The sequence below is a fragment of the Enterobacter sp. HMSC16D10 genome (assembly GCF_001807145.1).
Classification (GTDB): domain Bacteria; phylum Pseudomonadota; class Gammaproteobacteria; order Enterobacterales; family Enterobacteriaceae; genus Enterobacter; species Enterobacter roggenkampii.
Genome location: NZ_KV787905.1, coordinates 102,260 through 121,910, shown reverse-complemented (window position 1 = coordinate 121,910; position 19,651 = coordinate 102,260). Strand labels below are relative to the sequence as shown.

Below are 19,651 nucleotides of genomic sequence, written 5' to 3'. Positions count from 1 at the left end.
AAGGCTACCTTGCTACAGCAAGCTTTTGACGTAGGCGTCAATGTCGCTGATGTATTTTTCAATGCCAGAGGCATCTTTCTCACGAATTAGATGTTCCAGCGTTTCACATAACTGCTTGCCGGGAACCAGATTAAGCATGGCAAACACCCCTTTAAGCCGGTGTGCTGTCTGTGCCAGCGCTGCAAAATCATTCGCAGCGGACTCAGTATACAACCGCTTAACATCATCTGGTACTGTATCAACAAAGAGTGAATAGTATCCGCTGGCGTGAAGCTCGGCATTTTCATTACCGCCAAGCGGGGATTCCGCTATCTCTTCCTGCGCCAGCTGCTCTTCTATTAGTTGTAGTACAGCTTCCTGCATCGCATTGCTTATATTAAAGTTGACGCGCAGCTGGCCAGGGCCGATTTTCCGCACGCCTGACTCATCATCGCTTAAAAGCAAGCCGGAGGCAGTAAGATTAGACGGATTATCAGTTAAAAACAGATCAAATTCTTGACTTGCAAGTCTTTCATCCGGCGTGATGCAGGCCGCCCCCCAGTTTTCTAACTGACGAACGACAATATTGCGGATCTCGTTCGAGGTCACATCGACCATCACCACGACATCATCCAGCAGACGTTCTTCATCTTCTTCCTGCGGATTGGCCGCCATTTTCACGTGCAGAGAATAGCGGGTGCCGAGGGATTCACGAGCTTTGATATTCAGATGGCCGCCGAGCTTACGCGCCAGCTGATCGCACAGCCAGAAGGTGAGGGCATTGGCCTTGCCGTAGCGATCGCTTTGCGTGTCGTTCAGGAACGGGAAGTGGAGATTATCAATTTCACTCGTGGTGACGCCTTCCCCGGTGTCGAGGATGCGGAACGTCAGGCGGTCTTCTGCCGACTCCTCCGTACTGACTTCGAGGGTGATCTTGCCGATCTGCGTGGTCGTCACCGCGTACTGAATAATCATCAACAGTATGCGGCGCAGCGCGTCACGATCGCCGTGGCGCTCGTCATTTGCCGGAAGATTGTTATTGATCAGCAGCTGCAACCCTTTACGCTTAATCACGGGCAGGACTTCCGGAACCACTTCATCGATCAGATCCTGAATAGAGAAGAGGGTTGGTGTTCCTTTCCAGAAATCATTCTCCAGCATGTTCGCCAGCTGGATCTCGTCAACCATTCTGACCAGCGAGTCGGCCTGACAGGCAAGCTGGTGGCTTTCTGACGTATTTAACGCCGCCGCCTGGGTCGCCAGCGTTTTTAACGGCTGCTTGAAGGCATCGCCAATATTCTGCATAAATGCGGCGCGCCCCTGCTGGTTTTTCTCATACAGTCTTTGCGCCTGCTTGAGCTTTTTATTCACCAGCACCTCGCGATCCTGATCGCGAATGATGAAAATTTGCGTGCGGGAGGCGACCTGGCTGCGGAACTGACGGATCTCGTACAGCTCATTGTTGATGGTGGCCTGGATCACCCCCTGGTGCTGATCCGCCATGGTGGTGATGTTCTGCAGGTTAAGATGCGGCAGCAGATGGTCGGCAATTTTATTGCTCATTACCGTACGATTCGCTTCCTGATCGTGAACTAAGACCCCAAGCGGCAGCACGGAAATAATCTCTTCATTTAGCGCACGTAACACGCGCAGTTCATTGCTGGTGCCTGCCGGGACCGCAGAGGCGTCGCTCTGACGCCCCGGCTGGAAACGGAAGGTGCTGTAGCCAAACAGCGCCAGCGCCAGCAGACCGATATTCAGCAGCAGAGGCAGCAGGATATTTTGCAGGGTATCGAGCAGCAGCGTGCCAAACGGCACCTGCCACACCAGACGCATACCGGTCGAGTTCAGGGATGAGGCAATTTCGATTTTTGAGCCGTTAAAGGAGATCGAGACGCTTTCTGCGGCCTCTTTGTCAGAAGCCGCACGCATGTTCTGGGTGCTGTTGTCGGGCTCCAGACGGAAGCTGTCGAGCGGCATGTCCGGCGGGATTAAATCGTTAATCGGTAAATCGAAGGCCACAACCGTCGCCAGATGTCCTGGCTGGTTGAAGGTGGTGCGCAGGGTAAAATAATGACCGTTTTGCCAGGCCAGACGACGCAGGGAAGAGAAGCTCTCACGTTCATCAAGGGCATTCGCCTGCTGCAGCATCTCTGCCCGGCGGGAGTCGACGATGCTGCCCACGGTAGTCTCTTTAAACCCGGAAGAGAGATCTTTTAACGGCAGGGTTGAGATCAGGATCATGCTGTTGTCCTGACCGTTCAGATAGTACATCGACCACGGCACCGTTTCGGCCCCCCAGAGAGTATCCAGATAGGTCGAAATACGCTGTGTCATCTCGAGCGTTGCGCTGTCGTGAGAGCCAAAAATGAGCGCCTCAGTCTTACGCTGCGGTTTTTCGAGGTAATAGACATCCTGCTTAAGCCGCGTCTCCTGAAGTCCATCTCCGGATGAGGAGGCCGGGGCGGCCGCAATATTGTCGTAAATCTGCCAGGTGGCGTAGCGCCAGGTATCGATGCGCTTATGCACGGCGTGGGTGATATCGACGACCTGATAGCTTTTATCCTTCAGCCAGGCGTTAACCGCGCTTTGTACCATCACCCCCATGGTCACTAACAGCACAACGATCAAAAGAAGAAAGAAACGGGTGATGCTCCCGGGGAGGAGGGAGAATTTGCTCGGGGCGGTGGTTTCAGTCTGACTCATTGATATCTTTAACCCGTCATGGTCATGCTCTGTGGCGATAGGGCAGTATAAAGGGTAATAACTGAATTTCCAGCGCCACCGTCCGGGAACAGGCGACTTTTTCAACGGACAATACCGGCGGCGGGTGGCGCGGTAAACATGTACAAACTCGTCCTGCGCGTACAAATAAAAAGTGCGGCTGGCCAGCAAATAGCACGAATTAACAAGAAATTAAGTTTTACATCAATTGTGTGTTAGCGAACGATCGCCGGGGAGAATTTAGTTAATAGTCGTTACAATTTCGGTGCGGTAGCACAAAAAATGAGGCGTTGCGTAAAGAAAGGTAAAAAAAAACCGAATGCGAAGCATCCGGCTCAATTAGGGATAAACAGACATTCAAAACTGAATGACGGTAATAAATAAAGTTAATGATGATAGCGAAAGATATTTTAGAGATTAGCCGCGATCTTGTTTTGTCATTCAGTGCTGTAACGATTTTTATTATAAGTTATTGATTACTATATGTATGATTTTTCTTTTGATTATAAGTGCTAAATTTATAAGCTATTTGTGCTTTGTAAAAGTTCCTTGATATTTACATTTTGAAACATCTTGATGGACAAATGAAACATCTTCAAAGTTTTCGTATCATATTCGCATTGGATTATTCTGTAATTTTGCGGAGAATGAAATTGCCGACTGGTTAATGAGGGTTAACCAGTAAGCAGTGGCAATTATAAGGCATATAACAGAGGGTTAATAAAATGAAAGTTAAAGTACTGTCCCTCCTGGTACCAGCACTCCTGGTGGCAGGCGCAGCAAATGCGGCCGAAATTTATAACAAAGATGGCAACAAATTAGATCTGTACGGCAAAGTCGATGGTCTGCATTATTTCTCTGACGACAAGGGTAACGACGGCGACAAGACCTACATGCGTCTTGGCTTCAAAGGTGAAACTCAGGTTAACGATCAGCTGACCGGTTATGGCCAGTGGGAATACCAGATTCAGGGCAACAAGGACGAAGGCGACAACCAGTCCTGGACTCGTGTGGCGTTTGCAGGTCTGAAGTTCGCGGAAGCAGGTTCATTCGATTATGGTCGTAACTACGGCGTGATTTACGACGTGACCTCCTGGACCGACGTTCTGCCAGAATTCGGCGGTGACACCTACGGTGCCGACAACTTCATGCAGTCTCGTGCTAACGGCGTGGCAACCTACCGTAACCAGGACTTCTTTGGTCTGGTTGATGGCCTGAACTTTGCTCTGCAGTATCAGGGCAAAAACGGCAGCGTAAGCGGTGAAAACACCGACGGTCGCAGCCTGCTGAACCAGAACGGCGATGGCTACGGTGCATCCGTGACCTATAACCTGGGCGAAGGTTTCAGCGTGGGTGGTGCGATGTCCTCCTCCAAACGTACCGCCGATCAGAACGCACTGGGCGTATACGGTAAAGGGGATCACGCAGAAGTCTATTCTGGTGGCCTGAAGTACGATGCCAACAACATCTATCTGGCAGCACAGTACTCTCAGACCTACAACGCAACCCGTTTTGGTACCTCTAACGGCAGCAACCCAACTACCGCTTACGGCTTTGCTAACAAAGCGCAGAACTTCGAAGTGGTTGCTCAGTACCAGTTCGACTTCGGCCTGCGTCCATCCGTGGCTTACCTGCAGTCTAAAGGCAAAGACATCGAAAACTTCGGCGATCAGGATCTGCTGAAATATGTTGATGTGGGTGCGACTTACTACTTCAACAAAAACATGTCCACCTACGTGGATTACAAAATCAACCTGGTTGATGAAAATGAATTCACCCGTCAGGCGGGTATCGGTACTGACGATATCGTCGCGCTGGGCCTGGTTTACCAGTTCTAATCGCGCCATCGTGTGACGTAAGGGGGCCTGATGGCTCCCTTTTTTGTGCCTCTCTGATTCTCACAACTCACCCGTTTTGGTGTACTCTTGCCGCCCTGGCATGAGGATAATAATGAATGGACATGACTTTTTTACGCGCCAGCTTTCTGGCTATGCTTTTTTTCCTGACCGCGTGTAACGATCCCGCGCCCGTGGCGAAAACCGACGCACCTGCCGCGACGGTGCTCGAAGGCAAAACGATGGGCACCTTCTGGCGCGTCAGCGTGATGAACCTCGATAAAACGCGCACGGATGAGCTTCGCGGCAAAATCCAGGCACAGCTGGACGCCGACGATCAGCTGCTGTCGACCTATAAAAATGACTCGGCGCTGATGCGCTTTAACCTCTCAACCAGCACCTCTCTGTGGCCGGTGAGCGAGGCGATGGCCGATATCGTGACCGAGGCAATGCGCGTAGGTTATAAAACCAACGGGGCGATGGATGTGACCGTCGGTCCTCTGGTGAACCTCTGGGGATTTGGCCCGAATAAACAGCCGGTGAAGACGCCCGAACAGGCGGCCATTGATGACGCCCGCGCCCGGACCGGGCTACAGCATCTGACCGTCATCAACCAGTACGGGCAGCAGTACCTGCAGAAAGATATTCCCGATCTGTTTGTCGATCTGTCGACGGTCGGGGAAGGCTATGCGGCGGATCATCTTGCTGCACTGATGGCGCAGGAGGGGATTTCCCGTTATCTGGTCTCCGTGGGCGGCGCGTTGGTCAGTCGGGGCATGAACGCCAGCGATAAACCGTGGCGCGTGGCGATTCAAAAACCGACGGATCGGCAAAATGCCGTGCAGGCGATAGTGGATATCAACGGACATGGCATCAGCACTTCCGGAAGCTATCGCAACTATTACGAGCTTGACGGGAAGCGTATTTCGCACGTGATTGATCCGCAGACCGGCCGCCCCATCACGCATAACCTGGTCTCGGTAACGGTCATTGCCCCCACCGCGCTGGAAGCGGATGCCTGGGATACCGGATTAATGGTTCTTGGCCCGGAGAAAGCCAAAGAGGTGGTTCGTCAGGAAGGGCTGGCGGTTTATATGATCACCAAAGAGGGCGACGGGTTTAAAACCTGGAGCTCGCCGCAGTTCAACAGTTTCCTGGTCAGCGACAAAAATTAAAAAGCAAGGTTGCGGGTTTTTTATCGGTGGCGCTCAGGCACGCTCTATGTATGCTTATACGAGGAGCCGATCATGAAAAACCCAACCTTCACTACCGATGAGGATCGCTGGCAGGCCGTGCTGGCCCGCGATCCGCTCGCTGACGATCAGTTTGTCTTCGCCGTGCAGACGACCGGTATTTTCTGCCGTCCGTCATGCCGCGCCCGCCACGCGCTGCGTAAAAATGTCCGCTTTTATCCCGATGCCCGGCACGCCGCTCAGGCGGGCTTTCGTCCGTGCAAGCGCTGCATGCCGGACAAGCGCGACCCGCAGGCGCAGAAGCTGGCAAAAGTGGAACACGCCTGCCGGCTTCTGGAGCAGGATCCTGCGCTAACTCTGGAGAGGCTGGCGGAGCAGGTTGCCATGAGTCCTTTCCATTTCCACCGCCTGTTTAAATCCGTGACCGGCATGACGCCAAAAGCCTGGCAGCAGGCGGCGCGGGGTCAGCGTCTGCGCACCGCGCTTGCGCAGGGAGACAAAATTACCGATGCCGTGCTGGCAGCGGGATTTCCCGACAGCAGCAGCTATTATCGTAAAGCCAACGATGCGTTGGGCATGACGGCGAAGCAGTACCGTAAAGGAGAGGTGGCCGTTCGGTATGCCATCGATGACTGTTCGTTAGGACGCTGTCTGGTCGCCGAAAGCGAGCGGGGGATCTGCGCGATTCTGCTGGGTGACACCGATGCTGAATTAACCGCAGAGCTTGCCACGCAATTTCCAAAAGCGACGCACGCGCCGCGGGACGACGCCTTCGTACAGCGGATCCACCAGGTCATTGCCAGTATTGATAACCGCGACGTACCGCTTGCGCTGCCGCTGGATATTCGCGGTACCGCGTTCCAGCAGCGCGTCTGGCAGGCCCTTCGCGCAATTCCCTGCGGTGAAACGGCAAGTTACCAGCAGGTGGCGCAGGCGATTGGTCAGCCCGGTGCGGTACGCGCCGTCGCCGGAGCCTGTGCGGCCAACACGCTGGCGATTGTGATCCCCTGTCATCGCGTGGTTCGCAACGACGGCGCGCTGTCGGGCTATCGCTGGGGGGCGGCGCGAAAAGCGCTATTGCTAAAACGTGAGGCGAAACGCCGGGAGGGATAATGCTCGATCTTTTTGCGGATGCTGAACCCTGGCAGGAGCCGCTTGCGCCGGGGGCAGCGATCCTGCGTCGCTTTGCTCTCTCCCGTGCGGAGGCGTTGCTTGCCGGTATTGAAGAGGTCACAGCGGCTTCACCGTTTCGCCATATGGTGACGCCGGGCGGCTACACCATGTCGGTGGCCATGACCAACTGCGGCGAACTGGGCTGGGCGACAAACGAACGTGGGTATGTGTATGCTCCGAACGATCCCACGACAGGTCGGCCGTGGCCTCCCATGCCTGCGGTTTTCCAGGCACTTTGTCACGAGGCTGCCGTGGCGGCGGATTATCCTGACTTCCGTCCTGACGCCTGTCTGATCAACCGCTACGCCGTCGGGGCGAAGCTCTCGCTGCATCAGGACAAGGATGAGCCCGATCTGCGCGCGCCTATCGTTTCGGTATCGTTAGGCCTGCCCGCCGTCTTTCAGTTTGGGGGATTACGCCGCAACGATCCGCTCAAACGCATCATGCTGGAACATGGCGATGTGGTGGTGTGGGGCAGGGAATCGCGGCTTTACTATCACGGCATTCAGCCGCTGAAACCCGGCGTTCACCCCCTCACGGGCGAGTACCGCTTTAATCTGACCTTCCGTCAGGCGGGGATGCGTAAACTAAAATAAGAATTATTCTTGATGTCCGCGCAGGGCAGTTTACACTGCTCGCTGATTTTTATTGTCCGGATTGCCTGCATGCAACTACTTCTCCTTGTCTGGCGTCAGTACCGCTGGCCCTTCGTCGCCGTCATGGCGTTAAGCCTGGCCAGCGCCGCGCTGGGTATTGGCCTGATCGCGTTTATTAACGTGCGGTTGATTGAGATGGTCGACACCTCGCTCTCCGTATTGCCAGAGTTTCTTGGCCTGCTCTTGCTGTTGATGGCGGTTACGCTCGGCTCCCAGCTGGCGCTGACCGCGCTCGGGCACCATTTCGTTTTTCGCTTGCGCAGCGAGTTTATCAAGCGCATCCTGGACACTCAGGTCGAGCGCGTCGAGCAGCTCGGCAGCGCCTCCCTGCTGGCGGGGCTGACCAGCGACGTTCGCGCCATTACTATCGCGTTCGTTCGTCTGCCGGAGCTGGTGCAGGGGATCATTCTGACCTTCGGCTCGGCGGCCTATCTCGCCTGGCTCTCCAGCAAAATGCTGGCGGTGACTGCGCTGTGGATTGCCATCACCATCTGGGGCGGTTTTGTGCTGGTGTCCCGCGTCTATAAACACATGGCGGTGCTGCGCGAAACCGAAGATAAGCTCTATAACGATTACCAGACGGTACTGGAAGGGCGCAAAGAGCTCACCCTGAACCGCGAGCGCGCCGAGTATATCTTTAACCATCTCTATATTCCGGACGCGCGCGAATACCGGCACCATATCATTCGCGCCGATACCTTCCACCTGAGCGCGGTGAACTGGTCAAACATTATGATGCTGGGCGCCATTGGCCTGGTGTTCTGGATGGCGAACAGCCTGGGCTGGGCGGATACCAACGTCGCGGCAACCTACTCACTGACGCTGCTGTTTTTGCGCACGCCGCTGCTCTCGGCGGTCGGCGCATTGCCCACCTTGCTGAGTGCGCAGGTGGCCTTTAATAAACTCAAAAAATTCGATCTCGCGCCGTTTAAGCCCGAATTCCCGCGCCCGCAGGCCTTCCCGAACTGGCAGACGCTCGAGCTGCGTAACGTCACGTTCCGCTATCAGGACAGCGCCTTCTCCGTGGGGCCGCTCAATCTGACGATCCGCCGCGGCGAGCTGCTGTTCCTGATTGGCGGCAACGGCAGTGGTAAATCGACGCTGGCGATGCTGCTCACTGGCCTTTATCAGCCGCAGTCGGGCGAGATTTTACTGGATGGCAGGGCGCTGAGCGCGGAGAAGCCCGAGGACTACCGCAAGCTTTTCTCGGCGGTGTTCACCGACGTCTGGCTGTTTGAGCAACTGCTGGGTCCGGAAGGGCAGCAGGCCAATCCTGCGCTGGTGGAAAAATGGCTGGCGCACCTGCAGATGTCGCACAAGCTGGAACTTCAGGACGGCAAGATCCTTAACCTCAAACTCTCCAAAGGGCAGAAAAAACGCGTGGCGCTGCTGCTGGCGCTGGCGGAAGAGCGTGACATCATTCTGCTCGACGAGTGGGCGGCGGATCAGGACCCGCACTTCCGCCGCGAGTTTTATCAGGTGCTGCTGCCGCTGATGCAGGAGATGGGCAAAACCATTTTCGCCATCAGCCACGACGATCATTACTTTATTCACGCTGACCGCTTGCTGGAGATGCGCGACGGCAGGCTGAGCGAGCTGACCGGTGAAGCGCGCGATGCGGCCTCGCGTGACGCGGTGGCGCGAACGGCCTGATGCCCGTGTGCCGGGTGGCGGCTTCGCCTTACCCGGCCTGGGATTTTGTAGGCCCGTGCAGCGTAGCGCCGCCGGGCACAATGATTTGCACGATATGCCGCTTTTTTCTCCATCCCGGCCCGTTGTTTATTCTTATTTACATATCCTCGCGCTATGCTTAATACCAACTTATTTCATGGATTTATGATTGATGTCGGTATTAAAGAAAAACAGCGCCAGACAGCGTGACCAGGAACGTGCGCGACTGATCTGGCTTCTCACGACCGATAAAGCGGTCACGTCTACGCTATTAGGCAAACTGACCCTGGCTGAGCAATATGATGTCGGCACGTTAGCCGACGATATTGCTGAGGTAGGTGCGCTGGTTGCTCACTTACCCCCGCCGGATCTGGCGGACACCCTTGAAGCGCTTCCCTCAGAAGAGCGTCATGCCCTGTGGAGGCTGGTGCAGGATCACGAGCGCGGGCAGGTGCTGCTTGAGGCCTCCGAAAACGTCTGGGACGACCTGATCGACGAGATGAGCGACCGGGATATTCTCGACGCTCTGCAAACCCTGGATATCGACGAACAGATTTATCTGGTTCAGCACCTGCCGCGAAACCTGACCGGCCGCCTGCTGGCGTCACTGCCTGCCGATGAACGCGCGCGCGTGCGCCAGGTGATGCATTACGAGAAAAACAGCGTCGGCGCGATTATGGAGTTCGGCGTTATCACGGTGCGCCCGGACGTGACGCTCGGCACCGTGCAGCGCTATCTGCGTCGCCTGGGCAAAATGCCGGATAACACCGATAAGCTGTTTGTCACCTCCCGGGATAAAACCCTGCTCGGCGAGCTGGAGCTGAAAACCATCCTGCTCAACAGCACCCAGCGGAAGGTGAGCGAGGTGATGGAAAACGAGCCGATGGTCTTCTCCCCGGAGGACGATGCGGAAAAAGCGGCGCGTACCTTCGAACGTGATGACCTCGTGAGTGCCGCCGTCGTGGACTCCGTCGGCAAACTGATGGGGCGTCTGACCATCGACGAGATCGTTGACGTCGTTTATGAAGAAACCGATAACGACCTGCGTGCGCTGGGGGGGATCAGCGCGGAAGATGACGTCCATGCTTCCGTCGGCAAGGCGGTGAAAACGCGCTGGGCGTGGCTGGCCATTAACCTGTGTACCGCGTTTATCGCCTCCCGCGTGATTGACGGCTTTGAACACACCATTTCGCAGCTGGTGGCGCTGGCCTCGCTGATGCCGATTGTGGCCGGGATTGGCGGCAATACCGGCAATCAGACTATCACGATGATTGTTCGCGCGCTGGCGCTGGAGAATATTCAGCCCGGCAACTTCGCCTTTCTGATCTTCAGAGAGATGGGCGTGGCGCTGATCAACGGCCTGGTGTGGGGCGGCATTATGGGCGGCATCACCTGGTGGCTGTATGACGATATGGCGTTAGGCGGCGTGATGATGCTGGCGATGGTGCTGAATCTGCTCGTGGCATCGATGATGGGCGTCATTATCCCGTTGACCATGACCAAACTGGGGCGCGACCCCGCGGTGGGGTCGAGCGTGATGATCACCGCCATCACCGATACCGGCGGTTTCTTTATTTTTCTTGGGCTGGCGACGATTTTTCTGCTTTAAGCCGACGCTTAATGCGGGCGGGAAGCAGCACCATGACGATAATCCCGCCCAGCACGCCAATCGCCAGATTGCCGGTTGATACCGTGGCGGCAACGGTCACCAGCATGACGACCGTTTCTGCAATCGGGGCCGTTTTCAGCGTGGCCGGCTGAAGGCTGTGCCAGCTGAAGGTTTTAACGGCGACGATGGCCATAATGCCCGCCAGCACCGCCATCGGGATGTTGGCCATCACGTCGCTGAGCGCCGTCACCAGGATCAGCAGCACGATGCCCGCAGCGAAGGTTGAAATGCGGCTTCGGCCTTTCCCCATCTCTACGTTAACGATGGTTTGTCCGATCATCGCGCAGCCCGCAATACCACCGTAAAATCCGGCCAGGATATTGCCGACGCCTAATCCAATGCTTTCGCGGCGTTTACTTGACGGCGTCGCGGTCAGCTCATCCACCAGCTTTGCGGTCAGCAGGGATTCCAGCAGGCCGACAAACGCGATGCTCAACGCGCACGGCCAGATTATGCTCAGCGTCTGTAAATTGAGGGGGACCAGAAGTTCACTAAGACCCGGCAAGCCGCCGCTCATGGCGCCTTCATCGCCCACGGTCGGCAGGTTTTGCCCGGTTGAAACGGTAAACAAGGTTAACAGCACAATCGCAATCAGTGGGGAAGGGATGCTTTTGAAATAGCGCGGCACCCACAGCACGATCAGTACCGTCAGCACGAACAGGCCCACAATCAGCGGGCTTCGGCTCCAGAAATGCGGAACCTGCGCAAAGAAAATCAATATCCCGAGGGCGTTAACAAACCCGGTCATGACCGACTGGGGAATAAAGCGCATCAGCCTTGCCATGCCCAGCACGCCAAACAGAATCTGAATTACGCCAGCCATGAGCACGGCGGGAAGAATGTACTGTACGCCGTGCTGATGCACCATGGGTCCAATAACCAGCGCCACGGAACCGGCCGCGGCCGTGACCATCGCCGGGCGACCGCCCAGCACGGACAGGGCAAGACAGAGCACAACGGAAGCGATCAGGCTGACCTTCGGGTCAACGCCCGCCACCACCGAAAATGAGATGACCTCGGGGATCAGCGCCAGGGCGGTAATCACGCCAGCCAGCGTTTCACGCGTCAGCTGCTTAGGGGAACGCAGCACGCTGGCGACACGGTTTTCGGGAGAGACAGCAGAATGGGGTAGGGACATAACGTTTCGCTGGTTAGGGCAGGCTTCCGTGCGCGCGATCACAAAACGCAACATACTAGCCAGTTAAACCGCCCTTTACCAGACGCTTCGATAATTCCTCACAAACAATCCATCATTAAATTTCACAATTACAATAATTTCGTAACCTTTAAACAATATTTAAAAGTTGTTACCGTGCCCCCGCAGCTTGTTTCACCTGCAATTTCCACGCATCAAGCACTTTTACACTAAGGCATAAATTATGAAAAAAATGACTGCCATGCTCTTTTCTCTGGCCGTGGGGCTTAACACCGTCTCCATGGCGGCGAAAGCTGACGCACCAAAAGAGCAGGAAACGGACGTCCTTTTAATCGGTGGCGGTATCATGAGCGCCACGCTGGGAACCTATCTGCAAGAACTGCAGCCGGACTGGTCAATGACCATGGTCGAGCGCCTTGATGGCGTGGCGCAGGAGAGTTCGAACGGCTGGAACAACGCCGGTACCGGCCATTCGGCACTCATGGAACTGAACTATACGCCGCAGAAAAAGGACGGTTCCATTAGTATCGAGAAGGCGGTAGAGATCAACGAGGCGTTCCAGGTATCTCGCCAGTTCTGGTCTCACCAGGTCAACAGCGGCGTACTGCACGACCCGCACTCTTTCATCAACACCGTACCGCACATGAGCTTTGTGTGGGGCGAGCAGAACGTCAACTTCCTGCGCGCGCGCTACGCCGCGCTGCAGCAGAGCACGCTGTTCCGCGGAATGAAATACTCTGAAGACCACGCGCAGATTAAAGAGTGGGCTCCGCTGGTCATGGAAGGTCGTGACCCGAACCAGAAAGTGGCGGCGACCCGTACCGAAATTGGTACCGACGTCAACTACGGTGAAATTACCCGTCAGCTGGTGACGTCTCTGAAGAAAAAAGAGAACTTCAACCTGCAGCTCAGCACCGAAGTGCGCGGTTTCAAGCGCAACGCGGATAACAGCTGGAGCGTGACCGTTGCCGATCTGAAAAACAACGAAGCCGAGCACGTCATCAAGGCGAAGTTTGTCTTTATCGGTGCGGGCGGTGCCGCGCTGAAACTGCTGCAGGAGTCCGGTATTCCGGAAGCGGATGACTACGCGGGCTTCCCGGTGGGCGGTCAGTTCCTGGTGTCCGATAACCCGGAAGTGGTGAATCGTCATCTGGCAAAAGTGTACGGTCAGGCTTCCGTGGGCGCGCCGCCAATGTCTGTTCCGCACATCGATACCCGTATGCTTGACGGCAAACGCGTGGTGCTGTTTGGCCCGTTCGCGACCTTCTCCACTAAATTCCTGAAAAACGGCTCCCTGTGGGATCTGCTGAGCGCAACCACCACCTCTAACGTCAAGCCGATGATGGACGTGGGGCTGGATAACTTCGATCTGGTGAAATACCTGATTAGCCAGGTGATGCTCTCTGACGACGACCGTTTCGAAGCGCTGAAAGAGTACTATCCTGAGGCGAAGAAAGAAGACTGGCGTCTGTGGCAGGCGGGTCAGCGCGTGCAGATCATCAAGCGCGATCCGAAAGAGGGTGGCGTGCTGCGTCTGGGCACCGAAGTGGTGAGCGATAAGGACGGCACCATCGCCGCGCTGCTGGGTGCGTCACCGGGTGCGTCTACCGCTGCGCCAATCATGCTGCACCTGATGGAAAAAGTGTTTAAAGATAAAGTCGCCAGTCCGGAATGGCAGGCGAAGCTGAAGACCATTATTCCATCCTACGGCACGAAGCTGAACGGTAACGTGAGCGCGACGGAGCAGGAGCTGGAATACACCAGCCGCGTACTGCAGCTGCAGTACATCAAACCGCAGGCTGCGGATGCTGCGCCAAAAGCGGAGCTGAAGCCTCAGCCGGAAAACAAACCGGTTGCGGATATCGCGCTGTAAGGTAAAAAAGCCGGGTGGCGCTGACGCCTACCCGGCCTATGTTCGGTGTTGTTTTGTAGGTCGGGTAAGGCGAAGCCGCCGCCCGACTTAATTTCAACGTACGACAGCCTGCTCAATCTTCTCTTCAGCCTTCCACACGCGATACTTCACTTCCACATTTTCAGGCGTATAAACCACGATCGGCAACTTGCTGTTGTAGCGCAGCAGGCTGTTGTCGCCCAGATAGGCGGTCACAAATTTCTTCTCTTTCTTGCCATCCGGGCAGGCCATCATGGTGGAGACCGGCGAGGTCACTTTATCAAAGACGTAGTAGTCGTAACCCCAGCCTTCCAGCGTTTTGCTTTCCAGCTGACCACCCAGACGATGCTGGTTGCAGTCCACTTCCAGCGTCTTGCCAATTAACAGCTCCACTTTGTAGTTCGCTTCATCCTGCTGTGCCGGCAGCTGGATCACCTGACGCGTCATCCCTTTATCCGCTTTCGGATACGGGGCGACTTTTTCCAGCGGCTGCTCTTTAGGGGTTTCGCTGGCGAAAGCGCTGGTGCTGACACACGCGGCGGCGATGAGTGCGATGGCAAATTTAGGTGCGTTTTTCATTGTCATTCCTTTATGTCAAAACGATCCTGCACAGGTTAACATAGCGACCGTGAATGATTGGTGTTATTTACTTACATTTTCAATATATACAGCGTAATAAACCAGGTATTTGTTATTTATGCAGGTGTTTGTACTGGCGTGGAGTCTGACGGGCGTTTGTGTTATTTTAGACTCTATATAATGTTATTCATCTGTAAAAGGGAAGAGAGATGGTTCGTGCAAAACTGAAAACGCCTGAAGGCCGCAAATTCCTCCTGGCGCTGCTGGTCGTGTTTATGATTGCTGCCGCGTGCGTGGGGCGTGCCACGATTGTTGGCGTCATCGAACAGTACAACATTCCTCTCTCTGCCTGGACAATCAGCATGTACGTCCTGCAGTCGGCGATGATCTTTGTCTACAGTCTGGTATTCACCGTTCTGCTGGCTATACCGCTGGGTATTTTTTTCCTGGGCGGACGTGAGAAGCACTAAGCACCGATTTGCGAAAACTAAGCCATCCTGCGGGGTGGCTTTTTTTATGCCTGATAATTTTTATTCGCCTTTCCAGGATATTCTGTTGAGAGCACCTTTGTTTACAGAAAGCAGGAGAGGCTTAATGCAATCCCGGTTTGCCACGCTCCGCCAGATCCCAAAAGGTGTCTGGGTGGTCGGTGGAGTAAGTATGTTGATGGATATCTCTTCGGAGATCATTCACAGCCTGCTGCCATTGTTTATGGTCACGACGCTGGGCGCCAGCGTCATTTTCATTGGTTTGATTGAAGGCCTGGCTGAGGCCACTGCGCTGTTTATCAAGGTGTTTTCCGGCGCCATCAGTGACTATCTGGGCAAGCGTAAAGGGCTGGCGGTTCTGGGCTACGGTCTTGGCGCGTTGAGTAAACCGTTGTTCGCTATCGCCTCTTCTTCCGGCATGATTCTGGGGGCACGCTTAATCGACCGGGTCGGGAAGGGGATCCGGGGAGCGCCGCGCGATGCGCTGGTTGCTGACGTTACGCCGCCGGAACTTCGCGGCGCGGCCTTTGGGCTGCGTCAGTCGATGGACACCATCGGCGCATTTCTCGGGCCGCTGCTGGCCGTAGGATTGATGCTGCTGTGGAACGATGATTTCCGCACGATTTTCTGGATCGCGGTGATCCCCGGCGTGCTCGCCGTGGCGCTGCTTTTCTTCGGCCTGCATGAGCCGAAAACGCCCGTCGAACATAAACGCACGAACCCCATCAAAAAAGAGAACCTCAGGCGTCTCGGGAAAGGCTGCTGGTGGGTGATTGGTCTGGGGGCCATCTTCACGCTCGCACGCTTCAGTGAAGCCTTTCTTGTCCTGCGCGCACAGCAGTCGGGGGTGCCGCTGGCGCTGATCCCGCTGGTGATGGTGGCCATGAATCTGCTCTATTTCCTCTCTGCCTATCCGTTTGGCAAGTTATCGGACCGGATGAGCCACACCCGGCTACTGCAGTGGGGTCTGGTGATGCTGATTGGAGCAGATATTGTGCTGGCGCTGAGCACCCACTGGGCTGGAATGCTTCTGGGCGTTGCGCTTTGGGGAGTGCATATGGGGATGACGCAGGGGCTGCTGGCGGCAATGATCGCAAAAACGGCGCCTGCGGATCTGCGCGGTACCGCCTACGGCATTTTTAGTCTGGTCAGCGGCGTGGGATTGTTAGTCGCCAGCCTGGGGGCAGGAGCCATCTGGGAAACGTTTGGGGCGGAATATACGTTTTATGCCGGGGCGGTGATTTGTCTGGTAACGCTTGTGTACCTGCGCAAAACGCCGGACGAAGCGAAATAAAAAACCAGCCATGAGAGGCTGGTTTTCAATGTATTTTTGGTCGGCACGAGAGGATTTGAACCTCCGACCCCCGACACCCCATGACGGTGCGCTACCAGGCTGCGCTACGTGCCGACGCATAGAAAGAATACTACTCGATTCCGTTTTGAATGCAAGGAAATCCGTCGCTAACTGGTTTATTATTAATCAGTTAGCGACAAAACGCTTCTCATCCGTCAGGACCTGCAGCAGCAGGCTCAGTTGCGGTTTCTGGTCTTTCAGCCGCTCACCCTGCAGGTTATACGTCTGATAATTCCCGTTGCTGTTCAGCACCAGCGTCAGCTTCGGCGTGGTCACCACCAGCGTATTATTCCCTGCTGCCGTAACCCAGTTATGGCGGCGCGCGGCGTTGAAGAGATCCTGGCCCTGCGAATACTCGTTTGCTGGCGTGCTGACGTGCAGCAGGCGTTGCATCAGGGTGGTCATCACATCTTTATGCTCGGTAAGCATAGTGATGCGCTGCGCCGGGGTGCCCGGCCAGTGGATGACCAGCGGAACCTGCAGGTTAGGGCGTGACCAGCTCATGCTCTTCGTCTCGTCACCTAACGGGACGCCATGGCCTGCCGTCACGATCACCACGGTGTTGTCCAGCTTGCCGGACTCACGTAGCGCGTCAAGCACGCGGGCAATCTGCGCATCAACATCACCCGCCGCGCGGCCGTAGCGGCGCGCGAAATCACTCTTATTGCTGTTAGCAAGCGTTGTGCCGTTAAAGGCAACCCATGAGAACCAGCGGTTATCTTCCTGGGCATAGCGCTGCAGCCAGTTTATCCATTGGCTGGCGGTCTGCGCATCGGACTGATTCTGTGCCGCCGGCAGTGAAAAATCGGACAGCAGCGCCTGGCGGTAGAGCGGGCTGTTAAAGCCATCGGATGAGAACAACCCTAACTGATAGCCCTGCTGATTCAGCCCGGTGATCAGCGCCGCAGGCGTGCGGGTAGAGAGTACGCCGTCCATGTATCCGGCTGAAATGCCATAGAAGAGGCCAAAGATGCCCGCGTCGGTTGTGTTACCGGAGCTCATGTGCTGAGTAAACGTGACGTTTTGACTCGCGAAATTGGCCAGGGCTGGCATCTGCTTCTCATAACGGGAATAGTTCAGGCCGTCGACGGTGATGAGCAGGACGTTTTGCCCGCGGCCCATATCGCGATAGCGCAGGTCGCTCAGAGGATACTGCACGCTGACGGCTTCCGGGTTACCCTGCTCGATAAGACGGCGCTGGTACTCCTGCGCATCAAGCAGGCCATGTTTCTCGAGGAAGCGACGGGCCGTCATCGGGTACGAGAGCGGCAGGTTCGCGCGCTGCATAGTAATAGGACGATAGAAGTTCGCATCCGCCCAGATATACATGATGTGCGAACTGATAAAGGAGACGAAGAAGAGCGCGGCGACGGGCTTCGCGTAATGGCGTCGGCGGGTCAGGCTACGCAGTTTTTGCCAGCTCCAGGTGGCAAACAGCATCTCAATCAACAGGATCACCGGGACGCTGATAAACATCAGCTGCCAGTCGCGGGCCGTTTCGTTCTGGTCGGGGTTAATCACCAGCTCCCAGACGATGGGGTTGAGATGCAGGTGGAAGCGGGTGAACACTTCACTGTCGATAAGCAGCAGCGTCATCCCCACTGTCGCAAGGATGGCGGACAAGAATCGCATCAGACGCTGCGACATGACGATAAACGTCAGGGGGAACAGGATCAGCAGATAGGTGGCGAAAACCAAAAAGCTAAAGTGACCGACAACGCTTATCCAGGAGTAGATACGCCCGGTGAGCGTTGTTGGCCAGTCTGCGACAAACAGATAACGACAGCCAATGACCGTCGCCAGCAGAATGTTGAACAGGGCAAACCAGTGCCCCCAGCTGACCATCTGGGAGACTTTTTCACGGTAGCGCTGACGATTCGTCACCATAAACTGTTGTTCGTATCCCTTAATGGGCCGGGTCGTTGCTGACGGACGACTGTAAAGCCTGGGCGAAAGATTTTGCGATCGCCTGACGTTGAGCCGGAGCAACGCTGGTGTTAATCAGGTTGGTGACCATATTTCCCAAAACCATCAGGGAGAGATCGGTCGGCGTTTTATGTTTTTCCAGTACGTTGACCAGCTCACTGAGCAGTTGTTCAACGTGTTCATCACTGTAGCGGGAATGTTGTGGCATAAATCAAAATCAGTTTGTTGATGAAAGGGCAACATATTACCGTAGCAACAGCTTTTTTTCCCCTTTTTTATCTGTTGTTGCACACATGTCCTGGTGGTGGTTGAATACCGCCCGGTCTAAAAGGAGAGTTTATCATGAGTCTGGAAATCAACCAGATTGCCCTGCACCAGCTTATCAAGCGCGATGAGCAAACCCTTGAAGTGGTGCTGCGCGATTCGTTACTGGAACCTACGGCGACCGTTGTGGAGATGATGGCAGAACTGCATCGCGTCTACAGCGCCAAAAATAAAGCCTATGGGCTGTTCAGCGAAGAGAGTGAACTGGCCGATAGCCTGCGCCTGCAGCGCCAGGGTGAAGAGGATTTCCTGGCGTTTAGCCGTGCGGCAACCGGGCGTCTGCGCGACGAGCTGGCGAAATACCCGTTCGCCGACGGCGGGATCGTGCTGTTCTGCCACTACCGCTACCTGGCGGTCGAGTACCTGCTGGTTACCGTGCTGAATAACTTAAGCAGCATGCGCGTGAACGAGCAGTTGGATATCAGCTCAACGCACTATCTGGACATTAACCATGCGGATATCGTGGCGCGTATTGATTTGACCGAGTGGGAAACCAACCCGGAGTCGACCCGCTACCTGACTTTCCTGAAGGGACGCGTGGGCCGCAAAGTGGCGGATTTCTTTATGGATTTCCTCGGTGCCAGTGAAGGGCTTAACGCCAAAGCGCAGAACGTAGGGCTGCTCCAGGCGGTTGACGATTTCACAGCCGAAGCGCAGCTTGATAAATCTGAGCGCCAGACGGTGCGCCAGCAGGTTTACAGCTACTGCAACGAACAGCTGCAGGCTGGGGAAGAGATTGAGCTGGAGTCGCTGTCAAAAGAGCTGGCGGGGGTCAGCGAAGTCAGCTTCCAGGAATTTACCGCAGAGAAGGGCTATGAGCTTGAAGAGAGCTTCCCGGCGGATCGCAGCACGCTGCGTCAGTTAACCAAGTTTGCCGGCAGCGGCGGCGGGTTAACCATCAACTTTGATGCGATGCTGCTGGGGGAACGTATCTTCTGGGATCCGGCCACCGATACGCTGACCATTAAGGGGACGCCGCCGAATCTGCGCGATCAGCTTCAGCGCCGCACCTCGGGCGGTAAATAGCAGGCAC

Annotated in this window: 15 protein-coding genes and 1 tRNA gene; 10 read left to right on the top strand and 6 right to left on the bottom strand. The window is 55.6% G+C overall.

Annotated elements, in window-relative coordinates; genetic code table 11:
- Positions 1-12 precede the first annotated feature (12 nt).
- Complete coding sequence (gene rcsD, locus HMPREF3143_RS20695) at positions 13-2,685, bottom strand: phosphotransferase RcsD (protein WP_070534236.1); 2,673 nt, start codon at positions 2,683-2,685, stop codon at positions 13-15.
- Between the two features lie 743 nt (positions 2,686-3,428).
- On the opposite strand from rcsD, the gene HMPREF3143_RS20690 reads away from it, so the two are divergent.
- The 6 genes from HMPREF3143_RS20690 (at position 3,429) to mgtE (ending at position 10,840) form a co-directional block, all read left to right on the top strand.
- On the top strand, positions 3,429-4,541 hold the full coding sequence (locus HMPREF3143_RS20690) for a porin OmpC (protein WP_070534235.1): 1,113 nt from the start codon (positions 3,429-3,431) through the stop codon (positions 4,539-4,541).
- Between the two features lie 116 nt (positions 4,542-4,657).
- Positions 4,658-5,713: an FAD:protein FMN transferase ApbE gene (gene apbE, locus HMPREF3143_RS20685; RefSeq protein ID WP_008500243.1), complete on the top strand. Its 1,056-nt coding sequence runs from the start codon at positions 4,658-4,660 to the stop codon at positions 5,711-5,713.
- A gap of 72 nt (positions 5,714-5,785) precedes the next feature.
- The gene (ada, locus tag HMPREF3143_RS20680) at positions 5,786-6,844 is read left to right on the top strand and encodes a bifunctional DNA-binding transcriptional regulator/O6-methylguanine-DNA methyltransferase Ada (protein WP_023294099.1); all 1,059 of its coding nucleotides are present in this window, start codon (positions 5,786-5,788) and stop codon (positions 6,842-6,844) included.
- Positions 6,844-7,500, top strand: coding sequence for a DNA oxidative demethylase AlkB (gene alkB / locus HMPREF3143_RS20675; RefSeq protein WP_047748463.1), 657 nt, complete (start codon positions 6,844-6,846; stop codon positions 7,498-7,500). The genes ada and alkB overlap by 1 nt, the downstream gene beginning before the upstream one ends.
- 69 nt (positions 7,501-7,569) lie before the next feature.
- Complete coding sequence (locus tag HMPREF3143_RS20670) at positions 7,570-9,213, top strand: multidrug ABC transporter permease/ATP-binding protein (protein ID WP_025913168.1); 1,644 nt, start codon at positions 7,570-7,572, stop codon at positions 9,211-9,213.
- A gap of 190 nt (positions 9,214-9,403) precedes the next feature.
- Complete coding sequence (gene mgtE, locus HMPREF3143_RS20665) at positions 9,404-10,840, top strand: magnesium transporter (RefSeq protein ID WP_021241530.1); 1,437 nt, start codon at positions 9,404-9,406, stop codon at positions 10,838-10,840.
- Here the strand turns inward: mgtE and HMPREF3143_RS20660 are convergent.
- Positions 10,803-12,092, bottom strand: a complete 1,290-nt coding sequence (locus HMPREF3143_RS20660; protein ID WP_025913169.1) for a SulP family inorganic anion transporter — start codon at positions 12,090-12,092, stop codon at positions 10,803-10,805. The genes mgtE and HMPREF3143_RS20660 overlap by 38 nt on opposite strands.
- A 187-nt stretch (positions 12,093-12,279) precedes the next feature.
- Here HMPREF3143_RS20660 and mqo point away from each other — a divergent pair, with 187 nt between their 5' ends.
- The gene (gene mqo / locus HMPREF3143_RS20655) at positions 12,280-13,929 is read left to right on the top strand and encodes a malate dehydrogenase (quinone) (RefSeq protein ID WP_023325740.1); all 1,650 of its coding nucleotides are present in this window, start codon (positions 12,280-12,282) and stop codon (positions 13,927-13,929) included.
- 93 nt (positions 13,930-14,022) lie between these two features.
- Here the strand turns inward: mqo and eco are convergent, their stop codons facing one another.
- Positions 14,023-14,526, bottom strand: a complete 504-nt coding sequence (gene eco, locus HMPREF3143_RS20650; protein ID WP_070534234.1) for a serine protease inhibitor ecotin — start codon at positions 14,524-14,526, stop codon at positions 14,023-14,025.
- Between the two features lie 209 nt (positions 14,527-14,735).
- On the opposite strand from eco, the gene HMPREF3143_RS20645 reads away from it, so the two are divergent.
- On the top strand, positions 14,736-14,996 hold the full coding sequence (locus tag HMPREF3143_RS20645; protein ID WP_070534233.1) for a DUF2534 family protein: 261 nt from the start codon (positions 14,736-14,738) through the stop codon (positions 14,994-14,996).
- Between the two features lie 124 nt (positions 14,997-15,120).
- Positions 15,121-16,308, top strand: coding sequence for an MFS transporter (locus HMPREF3143_RS20640; protein ID WP_023294093.1), 1,188 nt, complete (start codon positions 15,121-15,123; stop codon positions 16,306-16,308).
- 37 nt (positions 16,309-16,345) lie between these two features.
- Here the strand turns inward: HMPREF3143_RS20640 and HMPREF3143_RS20635 are convergent.
- The 3 genes from HMPREF3143_RS20635 to HMPREF3143_RS20625 form a co-directional block, all read right to left on the bottom strand.
- Positions 16,346-16,422 (bottom strand) — tRNA-Pro (locus tag HMPREF3143_RS20635).
- A gap of 72 nt (positions 16,423-16,494) precedes the next feature.
- A complete protein-coding gene (gene yejM, locus HMPREF3143_RS20630) occupies positions 16,495-18,255 on the bottom strand; it encodes an LPS biosynthesis-modulating metalloenzyme YejM (protein WP_070534232.1) in 1,761 nt (586 codons plus the stop codon).
- 19 nt (positions 18,256-18,274) lie between these two features.
- Positions 18,275-18,502: a YejL family protein gene (locus HMPREF3143_RS20625; protein WP_008500958.1), complete on the bottom strand. Its 228-nt coding sequence runs from the start codon at positions 18,500-18,502 to the stop codon at positions 18,275-18,277.
- A gap of 134 nt (positions 18,503-18,636) precedes the next feature.
- Between HMPREF3143_RS20625 and yejK the strand changes: the two genes are divergently transcribed.
- Positions 18,637-19,644, top strand: coding sequence for a nucleoid-associated protein YejK (gene yejK, locus HMPREF3143_RS20620; protein WP_070534231.1), 1,008 nt, complete (start codon positions 18,637-18,639; stop codon positions 19,642-19,644).
- Positions 19,645-19,651 lie beyond the last annotated feature (7 nt).